The 19,874-nt window shown below is 54.2% G+C and carries 15 protein-coding genes; 6 read left to right on the forward strand and 9 right to left on the reverse strand.

Features of this window, described 5'->3' with window-relative positions:
• Positions 1-7 precede the first annotated feature (7 nt).
• The gene (gene entE, locus AB4H76_RS16475) at positions 8-1,618 is read right to left on the reverse strand and encodes a (2,3-dihydroxybenzoyl)adenylate synthase EntE (RefSeq protein ID WP_000026804.1); all 1,611 of its coding nucleotides are present in this window, start codon (positions 1,616-1,618) and stop codon (positions 8-10) included.
• Between the two features lie 9 nt (positions 1,619-1,627).
• Complete coding sequence (gene entC, locus AB4H76_RS16480; RefSeq protein ID WP_001301140.1) at positions 1,628-2,803, reverse strand: isochorismate synthase EntC; 1,176 nt, start codon at positions 2,801-2,803, stop codon at positions 1,628-1,630.
• Positions 2,804-3,177: 374 nt separating this feature from the next.
• Here entC and fepB point away from each other — a divergent pair, with 374 nt between their 5' ends.
• Positions 3,178-4,134, forward strand: a complete 957-nt coding sequence (fepB, locus tag AB4H76_RS16485) for a Fe2+-enterobactin ABC transporter substrate-binding protein (RefSeq protein WP_001234314.1) — start codon at positions 3,178-3,180, stop codon at positions 4,132-4,134.
• 3 nt (positions 4,135-4,137) lie between these two features.
• Here the strand turns inward: fepB and entS are convergent, their stop codons facing one another.
• Entirely contained in the window at positions 4,138-5,388 is a 1,251-nt protein-coding gene (gene entS, locus AB4H76_RS16490) for an enterobactin transporter EntS (protein WP_085452623.1), read from the reverse strand.
• Positions 5,389-5,498: 110 nt separating this feature from the next.
• Here entS and fepD point away from each other — a divergent pair, with 110 nt between their 5' ends.
• The 3 genes from fepD to fepC are packed head-to-tail and all read left to right on the forward strand — an operon-like array spanning position 5,499 to position 8,304.
• Positions 5,499-6,503: a Fe(3+)-siderophore ABC transporter permease gene (fepD, locus tag AB4H76_RS16495; RefSeq protein ID WP_001295314.1), complete on the forward strand. Its 1,005-nt coding sequence runs from the start codon at positions 5,499-5,501 to the stop codon at positions 6,501-6,503.
• Positions 6,500-7,492: an iron-enterobactin ABC transporter permease gene (gene fepG, locus AB4H76_RS16500; RefSeq protein WP_000640988.1), complete on the forward strand. Its 993-nt coding sequence runs from the start codon at positions 6,500-6,502 to the stop codon at positions 7,490-7,492. Before fepD ends, fepG begins: the two co-directional genes overlap by 4 nt.
• Positions 7,489-8,304 carry an iron-enterobactin ABC transporter ATP-binding protein gene (gene fepC, locus AB4H76_RS16505; protein ID WP_000140647.1) on the forward strand — a complete coding sequence of 272 codons (816 nt, stop codon included), beginning with the start codon at positions 7,489-7,491 and terminating at the stop codon, positions 8,302-8,304. Before fepG ends, fepC begins: the two co-directional genes overlap by 4 nt.
• Here the strand turns inward: fepC and wzz(fepE) are convergent.
• From wzz(fepE) to fes, 4 genes are all read right to left on the reverse strand, one after another.
• Entirely contained in the window at positions 8,301-9,434 is a 1,134-nt protein-coding gene (gene wzz(fepE) / locus AB4H76_RS16510; RefSeq protein ID WP_000096692.1) for an LPS O-antigen length regulator Wzz(fepE), read from the reverse strand. The two genes, fepC and wzz(fepE), sit on opposite strands and share 4 nt — an antisense overlap.
• 215 nt (positions 9,435-9,649) lie before the next feature.
• A complete protein-coding gene (gene entF / locus AB4H76_RS16515; RefSeq protein WP_085452622.1) occupies positions 9,650-13,531 on the reverse strand; it encodes an enterobactin non-ribosomal peptide synthetase EntF in 3,882 nt (1,293 codons plus the stop codon).
• Positions 13,528-13,746, reverse strand: coding sequence for an enterobactin biosynthesis protein YbdZ (gene ybdZ, locus AB4H76_RS16520; RefSeq protein ID WP_000885798.1), 219 nt, complete (start codon positions 13,744-13,746; stop codon positions 13,528-13,530). The genes entF and ybdZ overlap by 4 nt, the downstream gene beginning before the upstream one ends.
• A 2-nt stretch (positions 13,747-13,748) precedes the next feature.
• Positions 13,749-14,951 (reverse strand): enterochelin esterase, encoded by a 1,203-nt coding sequence (fes, locus tag AB4H76_RS16525; RefSeq protein ID WP_000125832.1) that lies wholly within the window; start codon positions 14,949-14,951, stop codon positions 13,749-13,751.
• Positions 14,952-15,193: 242 nt separating this feature from the next.
• Here fes and fepA point away from each other — a divergent pair, with 242 nt between their 5' ends.
• Together fepA and entD are read left to right on the forward strand one after the other, a co-directional pair.
• Positions 15,194-17,434 (forward strand): siderophore enterobactin receptor FepA, encoded by a 2,241-nt coding sequence (gene fepA, locus AB4H76_RS16530; protein ID WP_001034911.1) that lies wholly within the window; start codon positions 15,194-15,196, stop codon positions 17,432-17,434.
• 174 nt (positions 17,435-17,608) lie between these two features.
• Complete coding sequence (entD, locus tag AB4H76_RS16535) at positions 17,609-18,229, forward strand: enterobactin synthase subunit EntD (protein WP_001506608.1); 621 nt, start codon at positions 17,609-17,611, stop codon at positions 18,227-18,229.
• A 281-nt stretch (positions 18,230-18,510) separates the two neighbouring features.
• Here the strand turns inward: entD and AB4H76_RS16540 are convergent, their stop codons facing one another.
• Together AB4H76_RS16540 and hokE are read right to left on the reverse strand one after the other, a co-directional pair.
• On the reverse strand, positions 18,511-19,623 hold the full coding sequence (locus AB4H76_RS16540) for an IS4-like element IS421 family transposase (RefSeq protein ID WP_001300563.1): 1,113 nt from the start codon (positions 19,621-19,623) through the stop codon (positions 18,511-18,513).
• 76 nt (positions 19,624-19,699) lie between these two features.
• Positions 19,700-19,852, reverse strand: coding sequence for a type I toxin-antitoxin system toxin HokE (gene hokE, locus AB4H76_RS16545; protein ID WP_000956455.1), 153 nt, complete (start codon positions 19,850-19,852; stop codon positions 19,700-19,702).
• Positions 19,853-19,874 lie beyond the last annotated feature (22 nt).

Below are 19,874 nucleotides of genomic sequence, written 5' to 3' on the forward strand. Positions count from 1 at the left end.
CTCTCCTTCAGGCTGATGCGCGTGACGCCAGCCACTGACGTAATTGTTTTTTATCGACTTTCCCGACCGCCGTCAGCGGAAGTGAATCCACACACTCCACGCGATCCGGTAATTTAAATTCGGCAATACCCTGTTCACGCAGGAAACGACGCACCTGCACCGCGCGCAGCGGCTCTTTTACCACCAGATAAGCACAGCTTTTTTCGCCCATCAGCTCATCTTCCATGCTCACCAGTGCGGCATAGATCACCGCCGGATGGCGCAGCAGCAGGTTTTCGATCTCTTCGGCAGCGATCTTCTCGCCGCCACGGTTGATCTGATCTTTCTCGCGCCCCTGCACGGTGATGTAACCCTCTGGATCAATAGAGATCAGATCGCCGGAACAGTAAAAACCGTTGGCATCAAAGGCACTGGCATTGTGCTGCGGACTTTTGTAATAACCGCGGAAGGTGTACGGCCCGCGCGTCATCAGGCGTCCAACTTCCCCTTGCGGCAGTGGATTTCCTTCAGCATCAGCAACCCATACTTCATCGTCCGGACACATTGGGTAACCCTGGGTATGGATAATTTTCTCCGCGCTATCATCAAGTCGGGTGTAGTTCACCAGCCCTTCCGCCATGCCAAACACCTGCTGCAACAGGCAGCCAATCTCAGCGGGAATACGCGCCGCAAGGGTGGCTGAAAGACGTGCGCCGCCGACCTGTAACAGTTTCAGCGAGGCAAGCTGCGCCCGGCTTTCACCTTCGGTCAGCGCCTGCAACCACAGGCTGACTGCCGGTGGCACCAGCGCGGTGACGTTCACCTGATGTTTTTCAATCAATGGGAAGCAAAGCGTGGCGCTGGGATCGGCCGCCAGAACAACCGTTCCTCCGGCAAGAAAGACGCCCAGCGATCCCGGCGAACTCATGGCGTAGTTATGAGCCGCCGGGATCGCGCACAGGTAGCGTGTCTGTTGTGTGAACTGACAAATCTCGACGCTACGACGCACGCTGTAGTAGTAGTCGTTATGAGTGCGCGGGATCAGTTTCGGTGTGCCGGTGGTGCCGCCGGAAAGCTGGAAATAGGCCACTTCATCAGCAGGTGATGGCGTGGCAGTAAAATCCTCAGCCGGATGGTTAATCGCATCCTGCAAGTTATGCTCACCGCTGTCGTTGTGCAGTTGCACCACGCGAATGGAGGAATGTTCTGTGACGAAAGTATTGAGGAAATCATCCCCGCTAAACAGCGCATGTTGGCGATCGGCAATCAGCAATGCGGGTTCAATCTGGCTGGCATAGGCGTTCAGTTCACTACGCTGATGGCTGAACAGCGCCAGCACCGGCGCAACGCCCAGTTTCAGCAGCGCGAAAAAGGTAATATACAATTCAGCGACGTTACCCAGTTGTACCAGCGCGGTTTCACCAGGTTTAATGCCCTGACGGCGTAAACTACACGCGAGGTTATCCGCCGCCTGATTCAGCTCCCGGTAACTCAACTGTCGCTCGCCGTCGATAACCGCGATGCTGTCACTCGCAGCGTGGCGAGTCAGAATGTCGGTCAGCGGCAAATCCTGCCAGTAGCCTTTTTCCCGATAGCGACGGGCAAACTCTTCCGGCCAGCGGGTGAATGGAATGCTCATCCTCGCTCCTTAATGCAATCCAAAAACGTTCAACATGGTAGAAAGTTTGACGCCTGTTTCGCGCCACTCACCCAACGGTGACGACGCAGGCACAATCCCCGCTCCGGCAAACAGACGCACCTGATTTTCCCGCAGCTTCGCGCAGCGGATGGTCACCACCCATTCGCCGTTACCTTCGCTGTCACACCAACCCACAATGCCGCCAAACAGTTCGCGGTCGAATGGCTCCAGTTCAGCAATAACCTGGGTCGCGGCCTGATGCGGGAAACCGCTCAGCGCGGGGGTTGGATGCAGCAGACAGGCCAGAGTCAGTGCGTTTTCTTGCGAATTCGCTTTACCTTCAAAGGGAGTTGCGAGATGCCACAGCGTCGGCGTGGTAATCAATTGTGGAGAGGAGGGAACGTGTAACTCACTACTGCGTTCGCGCAGTACCTCTTTCATCGCCTGAGTCACCAGTTCATGTTCATGGCGATCTTTTTCTGACGCCAGCAGACGATTACCCGCTTCGCGATCGAGCACTTCATCCGGCTGACGACGCGCGGAACCGGCTAACGGAATGGAGCTAAAACGCTCGCCGTCTTTACGTAGCAGCAGTTCCGGGCTGGCCCCCAGCAGGACGCCACCATCAGCCAGCGGGACATGGAAGTTGTAACTAACCGGGTTTTGCGCAATCAACCGTTCCAGCAATACGCCACTATCAATGGCGGCGTCAGTGGTGATATCAATCAACCGTGACAACACCACTTTGTCGACCTGCGGCGTGGCGGTAAGTTCGGCAGCGCGAGCAACCATCTGTTCAAACGTGGTTTGTTCAGGAATTGCCTGGCGTTCCACCACGTTCAGCGACTGGCTGCGGGTAAAACGGCGGGCTGAGGTCTGTTTTTCCTGGCGGGAGAACGACTGCCAGGATTCGGGAATATACAGCGACGAAGGCTGACGTGGATCGAAGGGAATCGCCCCGACTATCACCGGATTTTTGATGCTCTGCGCTTTGGCATCGGCAAACAGCGCGGCGAGTTTTTGCTGGAAGGGACTGTCGGGCGAATCCCCGTTCACAGCCGGTTCATCGAAGCGGGCGAAACATCCTGACGTCGTAAAACTGCGGTACGGCGACATAAAGAAAAAGCGATTGGGCGCAAGTGTTGCCATGGTCTGCTGTACTTCCTCAGCCAGTGACGTATCCATATCATCCTCCACAAAATGATAAAGGCTTTAATAATGATTATCATTTATATTTTCGGTCGCTAACCTAAAAGCAAACGCGCACTATGTCAACTCTTGAGGTAACGCAATCTGCAACTCGGGGTTGCATCTGGTTGTGGTTACAATGAAAATGAGAAGCATTATTGATGGATTCGCATAAGCGCAATGTGATGTCCTGCGCCGTTCTGCCCCCTCTCCCTTCCAGGGTGAGGGCTGGGGTGAGGGTTAATGTTCGCACCAGTGCTGGCTGTTCCCCTCACCCTAACCCTCTCCCCAAAGGGGCGAGGGGACGGATTGTGCGCTTTGTCGAATTTGTCATTACGCCCTTAACCTTATTAATAACAGGAAGCTGATTTGTGAGACTCGCCCCGCTCTACCGCAACGCCCTTCTATTAACAGGACTTTTGCTTTCAGGAATAGCCGCAGTTCAGGCCGCTGACTGGCCGCGTCAGATTACTGACAGCCGTGGCACACATACACTGGAAAGCCAGCCGCAGCGTATTGTTTCCACCAGCGTCACCCTGACCGGCTCACTGCTGGCGATTGATGCTCCGGTGATCGCCAGCGGCGCGACCACGCCGAATAACCGCGTCGCGGATGACCAGGGCTTTTTACGCCAGTGGAGCAAGGTGGCGAAAGAACGCAAACTGCAACGGCTCTATATCGGCGAACCGAGCGCCGAAGCCGTTGCCGCACAAATGCCGGATCTGATTTTAATTAGCGCAACCGGCGGGGATTCGGCGCTGGCACTGTATGATCAGCTTTCCACTATCGCCCCGACATTAATCATCAATTACGACGACAAAAGCTGGCAGTCGCTGTTAACGCAGCTTGGCGAAATTACCGGGCATGAGAAACAAGCGGCAGAGCGGATTGCACAGTTTGATAAGCAACTGGCAGCGGCGAAAGAGCAAATCAAATTACCGCCGCAGCCGGTCACTGCCATTGTCTATACCGCCGCTGCACACAGTGCCAATCTCTGGACGCCGGAATCAGCACAAGGGCAGATGCTGGAACAACTCGGCTTTACGCTGGCGAAGTTGCCCGCAGGGTTAAACGCCAGCCAAAGCCAGGGCAAACGCCATGACATCATTCAGCTTGGTGGGGAAAATCTGGCTGCGGGGTTAAACGGTGAATCGCTATTCCTGTTCGCCGGTGATCAGAAAGACGCCGATGCGATTTATGCCAATCCACTGCTCGCGCACCTGCCCGCAGTACAAAACAAGCAGGTTTATGCGCTGGGAACCGAGACGTTCCGTCTGGATTACTACAGCGCCACGCAAGTGCTGGAACGACTTAAGGCGCTGTTTTAAGCATTAACTGTCGGACGCTGTCACCTGCGGCGGCGTCTGGCGAAAACGTCGCAACTCCACCAGCACCAGCAACAACAACACGCCGATAATCAACAAACCAAAACCGCTCGCGCTTGCAGAAGCAACCGGTGTCATCATCGCTCCCAGACCGCCTAACAGCGCCGCACCTATGGCATCGCCCGTCACGTTTTGCGCCGTCCACAAACCGTTAATCCGCCCTAACATCGCTTCCGGGGTTTGCGTTTGCAGCATTGTGTATTGCAGCAACGAGCTGATCGCACTCAACCAGCCGAACAGCGCCAGACAAACCACGCCTAAAATCCACACCGGCATCAGGCCAAACAGACCAATGGCGAGGAACGATCCCAGCGTGGAGAGCAGCATCAATAACCCTGGTCGCGCACTATGTGCCAGCTTCCCACTGGTTAACGCGCCAATAGCCGCACCGAGCGGGATCGCCGCATAGAGAAAACCAATCTGTGCCGCCGACATCTGCCAGTTGTCAGCCAGCGCCGGATACAGTACCCGCACCGCGCTCGCCATCGTCAATAAACCACCCAGCAACGCAATCCCTCCTACCAGCGGGCTGGCGAGCAGAAAACGAAATCCTGCCAGTAATGATTTCAACGGATGCTCGCGCGGCTGCGGTGGCGGTGGCAACGCCGGAAGGCTTAACAACGGTAGCAAGGTAATAAACGTGCCCGCCGCCGCCAGCCCGTAGTTCCAGGCTACGCCGCCGGTCGCCAGCAATAAACCGCCAATCATGGGCGAAATCACCGACCCCAGACGCACGGTCAACATGGTGATCGCCCCGGCCTGCATTAAGTTTTCACGCCCTACCAGTGCAGGTGTTGCCGCCAGTAGCGCCGTAACACCAAGTGATGCGAAAAAACCATCCCATAAACCAAGTAAATAGATTGCCAGCAATGACGGCTCCGGCAGCAGCGCGTTCAGGCACAGTCCAATGAAGCCAATGCCACAGGTGCCGCGCGCCAGCAAAATCACTTTTTTGCGTTCATAGCGATCCGCCAGCACACCGCCAACCATCAGGCCAACAAACATCGCGCCGCCGGTCAGCGTCACCGAAAGCCCCACCTGCCAGGTAGAATGCGTCATCATCTGGATCTGCACCGGCACCGCGACGCCGAGCAAACCCAGAGACACAATTGAGATAAAACGAGCGAGGAATACTGCGCGAAACGCCGGGTGCGTTTTCAACAGGCTGAGGTTAAGCAGCCAGGATTGTTTATTCATTACAATGCCTTGCCATCAAATATTTTAAATACCTATTCTTAGGCTGCACATGCTAACATATCCAAATAAGATCGATAACGATAATTAATTTCATTATCATGGAAGTTCGTATGTCTGGTTCTGTTGCCGTGACACGCGCCATTGCCGTGCCCGGATTGCTGTTATTACTGATTATCGCGACGGCATTAAGCCTGCTCATTGGGGCAAAATCACTCCCCGCTTCCGTAGTGCTGGAGGCCCTCTCCGGCACCTGCCAGAGCGCCGACTGCACCATCGTGCTCGACGCGCGACTGCCGCGCACCCTTGCCGGTTTACTTGCAGGCGGCGCGCTTGGCCTTGCCGGGGCGTTGATGCAAACCCTCACCCGAAATCCACTTGCCGACCCCGGCTTGCTTGGCGTGAACGCCGGAGCCAGCTTTGCCATTGTGCTGGGTGCGGCGCTGTTTGGTTACTCATCCGCGCAGGAACAACTGGCGATGGCCTTCGCCGGGGCGCTGGTGGCCTCGTTGATTGTTGCCTTTACCGGCAGCCAGGGCGGCGGGCAGTTAAGTCCGGTGCGTTTAACCCTGGCGGGCGTGGCGCTGGCGGCGGTGCTGGAAGGGCTGACCAGCGGCATCGCCCTGCTTAATCCTGACGTCTACGATCAACTGCGTTTCTGGCAAGCCGGTTCGCTGGATATTCGTAATCTGCACACCTTAAAAGTGGTGCTGATCCCGGTGCTGATCGCCGGAGCAACTGCGCTATTACTGAGTCGCGCGCTGAACAGTTTAAGCCTTGGCAGCGACACCGCGACGGCGCTGGGCAGTCGCGTGGCGCGCACACAGTTGATTGGTCTGCTGGCGATTACCGTGCTTTGTGGTAGTGCGACGGCGGTAGTTGGCCCGATTGCCTTTATTGGCCTGATGATGCCGCACATGGCGCGCTGGCTGGTAGGTGCCGATCATCGCTGGTCGCTGCCCGTCACGCTACTTGCTACCCCTGCCCTGCTGCTGTTTGCCGATATCATCGGGCGGGTGATTGTGCCCGGCGAACTGCGCGTTTCTGTGGTCAGTGCGTTTATTGGTGCACCGGTGCTGATCTTCCTCGTGCGACGTAAAACGCGAGGTGGTGCATGATTTACGTCTCTCGCCGATTACTCATCACCTGTTTGCTGCTGGTTTCCGCCTGTGTGGTTGCAGGTATCTGGGGATTACGCAGCGGTGCCGTCACGCTGGAAACCTCGCAGGTATTCGCCGCGCTGATGGGCGATGCGCCGCGCAGTATGACGATGGTGGTCACCGAATGGCGTTTACCACGCGTGCTGATGGCGCTGTTGATTGGCGCAGCACTGGGCGTCAGTGGCGCGATTTTTCAGTCGCTGATGCGTAACCCGCTCGGCAGCCCTGACGTAATGGGCTTTAACACCGGGGCGTGGAGCGGCGTGCTGGTGGCGATGGTGCTGTTTGGTCAGGACCTGACGGCTATCGCGCTGTCAGCAATGGTGGGCGGCATTGTCACTTCGCTGCTGGTCTGGCTGCTCGCCTGGCGCAACGGCATCGACACCTTTCGGTTGATTATTATCGGTATCGGCGTTCGCGCCATGCTGGTGGCCTTTAATACCTGGCTGTTGCTGAAAGCGTCTTTAGAAACGGCGCTAACAGCAGGTTTGTGGAATGCCGGATCGCTCAACGGCCTGACGTGGGCAAAAACCTCGCCTTCCGCACCCATCATTATATTGATGCTCATTGCCGCCGCCTTACTGGTACGCCGGATGCGCTTGCTGGAAATGGGCGATGATACCGCGTGTGCGCTGGGCGTCAGCGTCGAACGTTCGCGTCTGTTAATGATGCTGGTTGCAGTGGTGCTTACCGCTGCGGCAACAGCGCTTGCCGGGCCGATTTCCTTTATTGCTTTAGTCGCACCGCACATTGCCCGACGCATTAGCGGCACCGCTCGCTGGGGGCTAACCCAGGCGGCGCTATGCGGGGCGCTGTTACTGCTGGCGGCCGATCTCTGCGCCCAACAACTGTTTATGCCGTATCAACTTCCGGTTGGCGTCGTTACCGTCAGCCTCGGCGGTATTTACCTTATCGTCTTGTTAATTCAGGAGTCTCGCAAAAAATGACCGAATCAGTAGCCCGTTTGCGCGGCGAACAGTTAACCCTGGGATATGGCAAATATACCGTTGCGGAAAATCTGACTGTAGAAATACCTGATGGTCACTTCACGGCAATTATCGGGCCAAATGGCTGCGGTAAATCCACGTTACTGCGTACCTTAAGCCGCCTGATGACGCCTGCTCATGGGCATGTCTGGCTGGATGGCGAGCACATTCAACATTACGCCAGTAAAGAGGTTGCACGCCGGATTGGTCTGTTGGCGCAAAATGCTACCACGCCGGGCGATATCACCGTGCAGGAGCTGGTGGCGCGTGGACGTTATCCGCATCAACCGCTGTTTACCCGCTGGCGCAAAGAGGATGAAGAAGCGGTAACGAAAGCAATGCAGGCCACGGGAATAACTCATCTGGCAGATCAAAGCGTGGATACCCTTTCTGGCGGACAACGCCAGCGAGCGTGGATCGCGATGGTGCTGGCCCAGGAAACGGCAATTATGCTGCTCGACGAACCCACGACCTGGCTGGATATCAGTCATCAGATTGATTTGCTGGAGTTGTTAAGCGAACTGAACCGCGAAAAAGGCTATACCCTGGCGGCGGTGCTGCACGATCTTAATCAGGCCTGTCGTTACGCCAGCCATTTGATTGCATTGCGGGAAGGGAAAATTGTTGCTCAGGGAGCGCCGAAGGAGATTGTCACTGCTGAACTGATTGAGCGCATTTATGGTCTGCGCTGCATGATCATTGACGATCCAGTTGCCGGAACGCCGCTTGTGGTGCCGCTCGGACGAACGGCACCTTCAACCGCAAATAGTTAAACTAAGTGGTCTGCCATCATGGCATCCTGTTTTCTGGATGCCATCGCATAGCGCAACAGCACGCCACCACAAGCCACCATCCCGCCGATCAACGCGGAAAGGATCACAATAATCGCCTTACCCGGACCGTCTTTTTTCACTGGCAATGACGGGCTTAACTGATATTTAAACGGCGTAAAATTCACATCGTTGACATGTGCTTTTGTTAATTGCTCGACAAGATACTGCCGATTACGTAATTCACCGTTCAGTTCCGCAACGTCAGTGACCGCTTTTTCTATTTCCAGTTTGCGTTCAATACCGTCTGCACCGAGAGAAATAGAAAAATCGGGGTCATCTTTAACGGCCTGACCATTACTGTAAACGGGCTTTTTAATTCCTGCCGCGTTGGCAATGTCGAGTGAATAATTGAGGCGCTGAATGTTTGCATCAAGTTGATTTTTCGTTTTAATGCGATCCTGAGCCAGTTTTTCTTTTTCAAACTGGGTTTTGATCTCCAGTTTATTACGGACGTTTTCTAGCGACTCTTTCACCACCAACGTAGAGATATAATCGATATACCCGCTCAAAACGGTCTGCGCCTCTTCACTGGTTGGCGCGGTAAAACTTAGCGTCCAGGAGGTATACAGTGACGGTTCATCTTTTTTCTTACTGGCATTGTCATCAACCGCTTTCATTTTTTCGCTCAATGCGACAATTGCGCGATGCAAATCCAGTTCGTCGATTTTCGCCTCTTTTAATTGGTCCATCACATAAGGTGATGAACGCAGGTACTCTTCCAGCAAGCTAACCGACTGAAACTTCTTGATAAACAGGTTAAATGCTTCTGTACGATCAATTTTGATATCCAGATCCAGCACACGAAGCTTAGTGAATGATTTCTCCAACTCTTGCCACTGAACAGGTTCTGGAGGCGTGACAACCGCCGCGCTGGTCCATTTTTGCGGCAGGATGAAAGAGATCAGCAAGCCTGCGCAGGCAAACGCAAAAACGACCGCCATGACCGTTTTTTTGGCCCGCCATAAAACTGAGATTAGATTAAGTAAATCAATTTCATTATTACTGGGCGACGCCAGAGGATAATCGGGAAAATGAGCGTCACTTCCCTGTTTAATATTCAGTGATGACATGGGGTATAACCTGAAAATGAGTCCAATAGGGGGAAATCTCCACGGCGCTCACTTTACCAGTTGGTGATAATTATCCGAAGCTGAAGTTTGTAAATTCCTTCCACTGAATGCAACATTCACTCTATTTAAGAGAAATATTCATCAAACCTATAAATCAAACAAATAAAAAACCCATAATTATTTTCTGTAATTATGGGTTTATAAATAATATTAATTTACCTGTTTAGCGTTGCGCGAATAATCGGCCCAATTTTTTCAAACGTCCCTGGAGAGATAATATCCACATGCGCACAATCCTGACGATAGATATCCAGCTCCGCTATCCACGGCGACCAGGCGCGTTCGGGACTCATACCTTCCTGAAGTGTGCGTTCAGCAACAAACAGCGTCGCTTTACCGTCAAACGGTACGCTATGAGCAGTCGTCAGCAGGCGCACAGCATCAGCGTAGTTGCCTTCAATGGTGGTAAACAACTCCGTTGAAGTACTTCCCTGCAGTGCTGCCAGGAAGGCCTCGCGTTCGCGGTTAATCTCCGCCAGCACTTCCGGGTCCAGACCATTAGCTTCTTTTTCCTGCCAGTTTTGCGTTTCTGGCGGCCAGGTATCCAGCAAGCCAAGAAATGCCACCTGTTCGCCACGGGCACGCAGTCGCGCCGCAATACCCTGCGCCAGCGTACCGCCAAGGGAATACCCCAGCAGGTAATAAGGGCCATGCGGTTGTTGTTCAAGTAACGTTGCCAGATGCGCTTCGCAGACTTCATCCAGGTTTGCCGCCGTCTGCATGGGGCCATTGGGGCGCGGTGACTGAATGCCGATAATCGACCATTGTGGATCGAGATAACGCGAGAGCACGCTGAACTGCCAGGCAAAACCGGACGCAGGATGGAAACAAAACAGCGTCGGGCCATTACCTTCACGCAACGGCAGAATGGTTTCGAATCCCATACGCCGGGTGCTGTCTTCTTCAGCATCAATAATCGTTGCCAGTTTGGCGACAGTTGACGCGACCATCACTTGCCCCGGCGTCACCTGGCGGGCAACCTGCCGACTTAACTGCGCTGCCAGTTTCATTGCCAGTAGCGAATGACCGCCAAGCGCGAAGAAATCAGCATCGGCATCCTGCACGTCACACCCCAGCAACGACGAGAATGCCGCGGCGATAATCGTTTCACTGCCCGCTTTCGGCGCACGCCCTGGCGCTTGTGCCTTCAGTTCAGGCAACGGTAAGGCTTTGCGATCCAGCTTGCCGTTGGCGCTAAGTGGTAACTGTGGAAGTTGCAGCAGAACCACCGGTACCATATGTGGTGGCAATGTTTCACGAAGCTGCGCCTGCAATGCGCTGGTATCCAACGGCAGGCCCGATTGCGACACCAGATAGCCCACCAATTGACGCGCATCACCACCGGTGGCAGCCGCCTGGTTAATCACACAGGCGTGGGTAACGGCTTGTTCGACATCCGGCAGCGCCTGCATCACGCGATCGATTTCGCCCAGTTCGATACGCTGCCCGCGAATTTTTAGCTGATCATCACTGCGCCCGAGGTACTCCACCGCGCCGTTATCCAGCCAGCGGGCAACGTCTCCGGTACGGTACATCCGTTCACCTGGGGCAAAAGGATCGGCAATAAAGCGGCTGGCGGTCAGATCGGGGCGTCCGAGATAGCCCTGCGCCAGTTGAATGCCAGTGAGATAGAGATCACCCGCCACACCCGGCGGCACCGGATGCATCATCGCATCAAGAATACGCAGACCCGTATTCCATACCGGATAACCAATCGGCACACTGCTGCCGCGCACCTGTGCCAGTTCCTCGCCAAAAGCCGGATACCAGCTGACATCTACCGCCGCTTCCGTCGGGCCATATAGATTATGCAACGGCGCGCCAGTTAACTGTTGCCATTCGCGGCATAAATCAGCCGGTAAGGCCTCACCACTACAGAAAACCTGTTTCAACGTCGCGCAACTCTGGCGAGCGGTTTGCGGCGTCAGCGAGGCAACAAATGCCGCCAGCATCGACGGCACAAAGTGCGTGGTCGTTACGCCATATTCGGCAAAGAATTGCTGCATAGCGAGCGGGTCGCGGTGCGCTTCCGGTTCAGCCATCACCAGTTTTGCCCCTGCGATAAACGGCCAGAAAAACTCCCACACCGAGACATCAAAACTGCACGGCGTTTTTTGGGCAACGACATCTTCGCCTGTAAGCGGATAATGATTTTGCATCCAAAGCAGGCGGTTGACGATAGCCGTCTGCCCGACCATTACCCCTTTCGGCCTGCCGGTGGAGCCAGAGGTAAAGATGATATAAGCCGTGTGATGCGGTTGTGAAAGTTGCAGCGGCGCACTGCCCTGCGGTGTAAGCGGGGCGTTATAGCAAAGGCTTGTTAAATTGGGAACATCGCTAAAGCGCGGCAGTTGATCGTCGGTGGTAATTAACAGCGACGGACGCGCATCTTCCAGCATCATTTTCAGGCGATCGTCCGGATAGCCGGTATCCAGCGGTAGCCAGGCCGCTCCAGCTTCAACTATCGCATGGAGTGCCAGGGTCAAAAAGACCGAGCGCGGTAGTGCCACCGCCACGCTGTCCCCTGGTTTAACGCCGCGCTCACGCAGCAGATTCGCCAGCGCCACCACCTGCTCGCGCATTTCCCGATAGCTGAACAGGTAACGCGCATCTGCCAGCGCCGGAGCATCCGGTGTTTTTGCCGCTTGTTCTGCCACCAGCGCGCTAAGCGTGGTTTCTGGAATCTCAACCTGAGTGGCGTTGAGCTGCGCCAGCTGCGCATACTCACCTGGCAGCATAATATCGACATCGCCGCACAACAGCGCCGGATCCGCGGCGAACTGGGCAATCAGCATTTTCAGGCGTTCAGCATGCTGGATTAACGTTGGCTCATCGTAACGCTGTTTATTGGCGAGGATCTCAATACTCAAATCACCGTGTACATCCGGGAACAGGGCCAGTTCAAGGTCATTAACCGGACCGGTTGCCAGGGTATGGGTTTGCGCCTGAACATCAGGAATATCCAGTTGGTAATCAAATACCTTGATATTGAGTACCGGACCAAACAGCGGTTCATCACCTGCCGCTCGCCCGCTGTCACGGACAATTTGTTCGGCATCGTAACGTTGATGACGACGCATTTTTTTCAGTTGTGCTGCCAGTCGGGTTGCCAGTTCCGGCAGCGTTTCTTGCGCCGCAATGTGAATACCCAACGGCAAAACGTTGAGCACGGGTCCGGTAGCCGTCAGCGCCGCCGAGCCCAGTCGACGCATAAAGATAAATCCGGCGGCGTAGTCCATACGATTGCACAATCGCCCCAGCCACAAGGCTGCCAGCGCAAGGGCTAAATCGGTACGCTGCACACCTGAAAGTTGCGTAGCCAGCTGGCGGAATTCCCCGTCGGTAAATTCCAGTTTCAGGCGCAGAATATCTGCCGAGGCGCTGCGCCCCGGTAAAGGTGCCGGAGAAAGTGACGCGGGCGGCGGCAGTTGACGACGCTGTTCTGCCCAGAATGCCGCATCACGCTGCCAGGCTTCGCTTTCGCGGTATTGCTGGTACTCTTCCACTACATCAGCGAAAGGCGTAAATGGCGAAGCAGGCGTTGGTTCGCCACGCAGCCATGTGCAGTAAATATTGGCGATCTGGCGGGTAATGGCCGGGAAACTAAAGCCATCGACCAGCAAATGGTGATAACGCTGATACCAGTACCAGCGGTTATCCGCCACCTGTATCAGCTGATGAAAGACCAGTGGTTTACCGCTATCGACGCGCAGATCTTGTTGCAAATCCGCCTGCATTAATGCCTGCGCAGTACCGTGCGGATCAATGTTGGTTCGTAGGTCGATAATTTCTGGCAGTTCGAACGTCAGCGCATCATCGACCCACTGCCAGACTTCGCCGTTATCTTCCGTAAAACGCATCCGCAGCGTATCTGCTTGCGCTAGTCCGGCAACCACCGCGCGGGCCAGTAATGGCGAATCAACCTCTCCGGTTAACTCAACGTAATGCGCCACGCTCCAGGCGGAGGGTAATTCTGACAGTTTTTCTGCCATCCAGATGCCGGGCTGTGCGGCGACCAAAGGTAAATGCTGGCTCATTGTGCCTCCTGCAACTGGGTAAAATTCGTCGGTGTCAGAGTACGCCAGTGGGCTTCCAGCCACTGCTGGCAGGACGCCTGTGACTGCGGCTGACACACAATGTCCCAGCCTGCCGGTAAGACGCATTGTTGCGGCCACAGACTGAATTGCCCCTGCGCATTGCGCAATATGTAAAACGCTCCCTGCGGATCATCGAAGGGATTACTGAATGCCATATTCAACTCCTGTCATGGAAAAGTGGTTGCCAGAGGTCGATTAGCCCCTGCATCAAGCCACCGCGCCAACAAAGCGCATCATGTCCGCCGTCAACCTGACGCCAGAAAATGGATTCTTTTATGGGGTGTAATTGCGCATACAGCGCCTGATTGGCCCGCATGATCATCGGCTCGCGAATACCCGCTTCCAGCACAATGCGCAGACCTTCGGCGCTAACTTCACCAGCTTTTAGCTTTTCAAGTAACACGCCCTCTTGCTGCCCGCCCCGATGCGGCCACCAGTACGATCCTGACTGGCTTAATACACAGCCAAAGCGTTCAGGCCAGTGCAGTCCGGCATACAGCGCGGAAAGCCCACCAAAACTCTGCCCGGCAACCACGGTGCGATCGGCACGATCGCTAAAAGGGGCAATAGCTTTCACCAGGGGTAATAACTCTTGCTGTACTGCGAGCCAGAAATCCGCATTACACGGCAGTTCGTGGGCGCGGTGCGTGGTGTCGATAGCGTCGATCAACACATACACGGCGGGAGGAAGTTGCTGACGATGGGTCAGCGAAGTCAGCACTGGCCAGACGGGCATACTTTGCGCCCAAAATTCGCCATCGAGCAAAACTGCCAGCGGGCGTTCTTCTGCTGTTGCATCGCCGGTGGTAAAAATCCATACACGCCGTGACTTTTTCAACCGTTCACTTTTCCAGATAATTTCTTTGGCAGGTATTTCTGGCGCTTGCGGACAATCCCATCCCGGTTGCAGAGGCGCTTGCGGCATTTCGAGTGCAGAAACAGCGTGCCCTCGCCCGCCTTTCCAGCTTTGTAGGTTCAGCGGATCGGCTATCGCCTGGGGTAATAGTTTTCGCCAGCCTTCGCGCAATTCGAGGCGATCGGGGGATGGTACAGAAAAAATGTCATCGCGTTCGGTGGGAATAAAGCAGTAGCTGCCGCGCCAGTTGGCATTGAGTTGTGTCTTCCACTGCCAGACGTTAGTGCCTGCAATTCGCTGCATCGACTGGGGCTGGCTGTTCTGATGGTGATCGGTCACACCAGTGATGTAGACCCATACGCGCTTTATCGTCGAGTATTCTTCAGAACCTTGGGGATCACGCCACCAGAAAGTGACCTCAAACATTTCGTCATTCAGACGCTGCCATTCCGGGCCATGTTTCGACTGCCACCAGCTCTCACTTCCTACTTTTAACGCCGTCACACCATAACCCCATGTTTACTGTGCAATTTTTCATTGATTGCAGAAATATATTGATAATATTATTGATAACTATTTGCATTTGCAATAGCGTAATGGCGCGCCGTGGGAAGCGCGGACATTAATTAACCAACTGCACTGCGTGTCTTTCAGGATCAAAGGTTTTCGCGGTAGCGGGATGCGTCGTGTTGATGACGACCATGCCCGACAGTTGCAATTCGTGGCAAAAATGCAGGAATAAAACAATGAACAAGAAGATTCATTCCCTGGCCTTGTTGGTCAATCTGGGGATTTATGGGGTAGCGCAGGCACAAGAGCCGACCGATACTCCTGTTTCACATGACGATACTATTGTCGTTACCGCCGCCGAGCAGAACTTACAGGCGCCTGGCGTTTCGACCATCACCGCAGATGAAATCCGCAAAAACCCGGTTGCCCGCGATGTGTCGGAGATCATCCGTACCATGCCAGGCGTTAACCTGACCGGTAACTCCACCAGTGGTCAGCGTGGGAATAACCGACAGATTGATATTCGCGGTATGGGTCCGGAAAACACGCTGATTTTGATTGACGGCAAGCCGGTAAGCAGCCGTAACTCGGTGCGTCAGGGCTGGCGTGGCGAGCGCGATACCCGTGGTGATACTTCCTGGGTGCCACCTGAAATGATTGAACGTATTGAAGTTCTGCGTGGTCCGGCAGCTGCGCGTTATGGCAACGGCGCGGCGGGCGGCGTGGTTAACATCATTACCAAAAAAGGCAGCGGCGAGTGGCACGGCTCCTGGGACGCATATTTCAATGCGCCAGAACATAAAGAGGAAGGTGCCACCAAACGCACTAACTTTAGCCTGACCGGTCCGCTGGGCGACGAATTCAGCTTCCGTTTGTATGGCAACCTCGACAAAACCCAGGCTGACGCGTGGGATATCAACCAGGGCCATCAGTCCGCGCGTGCCGGAACGTATGCCACGACGTTACCAGCCGGGCGCGAAGGGGTAATCAACAAAGATATTAATGGCGTGGTGCGCTGGGATTTCGCGCCATTGCAATCGCTGGAACTGGAAGCAGGTTACAGCCGCCAGGGTAACCTGTATGCGGGCGACACCCAGAATACCAACTCCGATTCCTATACCCGCTCGAAATATGGCGATGAAACCAACCGTCTGTATCGCCAGAACTACGCGCTGACCTGGAACGGTGGCTGGGATAACGGCGTGACCACCAGCAACTGGGTGCAGTACGAACACACCCGTAACTCGCGTATTCCGGAAGGTCTGGCGGGCGGTACCGAAGGGAAATTTAACGAAAAAGCGACACAGGATTTCGTCGATATCGATCTTGATGACGTGATGCTGCATAGCGAAGTTAACCTGCCGATTGATTTCCTCGTTAACCAGACGCTGACGCTGGGTACGGAGTGGAATCAGCAACGGATGAAGGACTTAAGTTCCAACACCCAGGCACTGACCGGAACGAATACCGGTGGCGCTATTGATGGCGTGAGTGCCACCGACCGTAGCCCGTATTCAAAAGCAGAAATTTTCTCGCTGTTTGCCGAAAACAACATGGAGCTGACTGACAGCACCATCGTAACGCCGGGGCTGCGTTTCGATCATCACAGTATTGTCGGCAATAACTGGAGCCCGGCGCTGAACATATCGCAAGGTTTAGGCGATGACTTCACGCTGAAAATGGGCATCGCCCGTGCTTATAAAGCGCCGAGCCTGTACCAGACTAACCCGAACTACATTCTCTACAGTAAAGGTCAGGGTTGCTATGCCAGCGCGGGCGGCTGCTATCTGCAAGGTAACGATGACCTGAAAGCAGAAACCAGCATCAACAAAGAGATTGGTCTGGAGTTCAAACGCGACGGCTGGCTGGCGGGCGTCACCTGGTTCCGTAACGATTATCGCAATAAGATTGAAGCGGGCTATGTGGCTGTAGGGCAAAACGCAGTCGGCACCGATCTCTATCAGTGGGATAACGTGCCGAAAGCGGTGGTTGAAGGTCTGGAAGGATCGTTAAACGTACCGGTTAGCGAAACGGTGATGTGGACCAATAACATCACTTATATGCTGAAGAGTGAAAACAAAACCACGGGCGACCGTTTGTCGATCATCCCGGAGTATACGTTGAACTCAACGCTGAGCTGGCAGGCACGGGAAGATTTGTCGATGCAAACGACCTTCACCTGGTACGGCAAGCAGCAGCCGAAGAAGTACAACTATAAAGGTCAGCCAGCGGTTGGACCGGAAACCAAAGAAATTAGTCCTTACAGCATTGTTGGCCTGAGCGCGACCTGGGATGTGACGAAGAATGTCAGTCTGACCGGCGGCGTGGACAATCTGTTCGACAAACGTTTGTGGCGTGCGGGTAATGCCCAGACCACGGGCGATTTGGCAGGGGCCAACTATATCGCCGGTGCCGGGGCGTATACCTATAACGAGCCGGGACGTACGTGGTATATGAGCGTAAACACTCACTTCTGATGCTAACGTCAGATTGTTGACAAAGTGCGCGTCGTTCATGCCGGATGCGGCGTGAACGCCTTATCCGGCCTACAAAAATCTTGCCAATTCAATATATTGCAGGACCATGTAGGCCTGATAAGCGTAGCGCATCAGGCAGTTTTGCGTTTGTCATCAGTCTCGAATATGGTCGATATGAAAACTACGCATACCTCCCTCCCCTTTGCCGGACATACGCTGCATTTTGTTGAGTTCGATCCGGCGAATTTTTGTGAGCAGGATTTACTCTGGCTGCCGCACTACGCACAACTGCAACACGCTGGACGTAAACGTAAAACAGAGCATTTAGCCGGACGGATCGCTGCTGTTTATGCTTTGCGGGAATATGGCTATAAATGTGTGCCCGCAATCGGCGAGCTACGCCAACCGGTGTGGCCTGCGGAGGTATACGGCAGTATTAGCCACTGCGGGGCTACGGCATTGGCCGTGGTTTCCCGTCAACCGATTGGCGTTGATATCGAAGAAATTTTTTCTGCGCAAACAGCGACCGAATTGACAGACAACATTATTACACCAGCAGAACACGAGCGACTCGCAGACTGCGGTTTAGCCTTTTCTCTGGCGCTGACACTGGCATTTTCCGCCAAAGAGAGCGCATTTAAGGCAAGTGAGATCCAAACTGATGCAGGTTTTCTGGACTATCAGATAATTAGCTGGAATAAACAGCAGGTCATCATTCATCGTGAGAATGAGATGTTTGCTGTGCACTGGCAGATAAAAGAAAAGATAGTCATAACGCTGTGCCAACACGATTAATTGACAACATCTGGTACGATTCGCCCGCAGCCATCACTGACCACGGGCGAAAGTGTAAAGCAGGTGCCTTACCATCCTGACCTGACAACCGGATATGCGGGGATTGCTCCCATAAGCGCTAACTTAAGGGTTGAACCATCTGAAGAATGCGACGCCTCGGTGCCTCGTTAAGACGATGCCTCGCGTTCTTCAATTGCGTTTTGTAGGCTGTCAGGGATACTGTCCCACGAATGGCCACCTATAAGCTCCAGATGACCATTTTTGTTATTCTCCACAACGAGTTAGTTCTTCTTTTCGGATCCGGCACTTCTGGGGGGGAAATCCAGCGATGGCTGGATTATGTCGTCAATTAAAAATGCGGCGAGTAGATTAGCAAATATCCACGCTTTCGCGAGTTCAGGTTCCTTTGCACGCAAAGCATCCAGGTGCAGCAAACTTTTGAGCCGCTTAAAAGCCAGTTCAATTTGCCATCGCAGACGGTAACAATCAGCCACTTGCTCTGCTGAATATTCATCTTCCGGTAATGATGTTAGCAATAGCACATGGCCCGCTGCTTCCAGCGTTTCCGCCTGAACTACTCGTCCTTTTCGACGATTCTCGCTGAGCAGTCGGGTTTTACTGATTAATGCTTTTTCGGGAGGAAGTGATACGGCAATGAGACGTGCCGGAAAGGGAGCTCCGGCTTTTTTATTACCTGAATTGCCTATCATTACAGTGGTTTCACCGTTCTTACCGCAATCCAGCCCGCGCAGAAAACCCATCATGTCAAAGCGCATTCCTTCTGCAGTTAACCAGCGCAATCCTCGCCAGTGAACCCGGACGATATAATCAGCTTCTCCAAAAGCAAGTGAGCGGATACATTCGGGACGCGAACCGAATCCCCGGTCAGCAATGCGTATCTCGTCTGCCGTTTGCGCAAATCGGTCCAGCCGTTCAGCGTCTCTGCTGTCGGTTAGCTCAAAATCAGTGAACTGACAGGTATGAGGATCATATCCCATATGTAGTCGCCATTCAGCGCTGCCGCCCCCGGGCGCACTGATTGCTGTTCCATCGACAAGACGCAATCTCTTTCCGCTTGTACAACCCGTAACTGCGGCGCGTACAGCAAGTGTTTGTGCGGCAAGTATGCCAAACCAGTCGGCGGCATTCCGCAGCCGCTTCAGGAGAGCCACGTCAGATAATGTTGCAACGTCATGGAGCTGAGCCCATGCAGTGACTTCACGTAATGACATCCCCCCGGGGCCGTAAGCCAGCCCCAGACGTAGCAGAGTTGCAGCATCACGAATTTCGCGGCGGCGGGTTAGAGCCCCGGCATTACGTGCCGAAGTATCCAGTTCTTCGGGCTTACCAATATGGGCCAGAATTGCTGACCAGTTATCGTGAGAGTAATTCATCGGCACGTTAAATCATATCAGGCGTAATACCACAACCCTTAAGTTAGCGCTTATGGGATTACTCCCCGCACAACGGCTACTTCTTCGGTTCGTAAGCGAGAACAGCCTTAAACTCAATATTACGTTCCTTCACCGTAAACTCACACAGCGAGTCTCCGACCAGAAGCGTAAATCCCAGCACCGTTAAACACAGCACTATGACTGCCGCAAGGGCATATTTCGTCAGCATGTTTATATTGCCTCCATGCGAA

Source organism: Escherichia sp. UTM R2, from assembly GCF_048593455.1.
GTDB lineage: Bacteria > Pseudomonadota > Gammaproteobacteria > Enterobacterales > Enterobacteriaceae > Escherichia > Escherichia coli.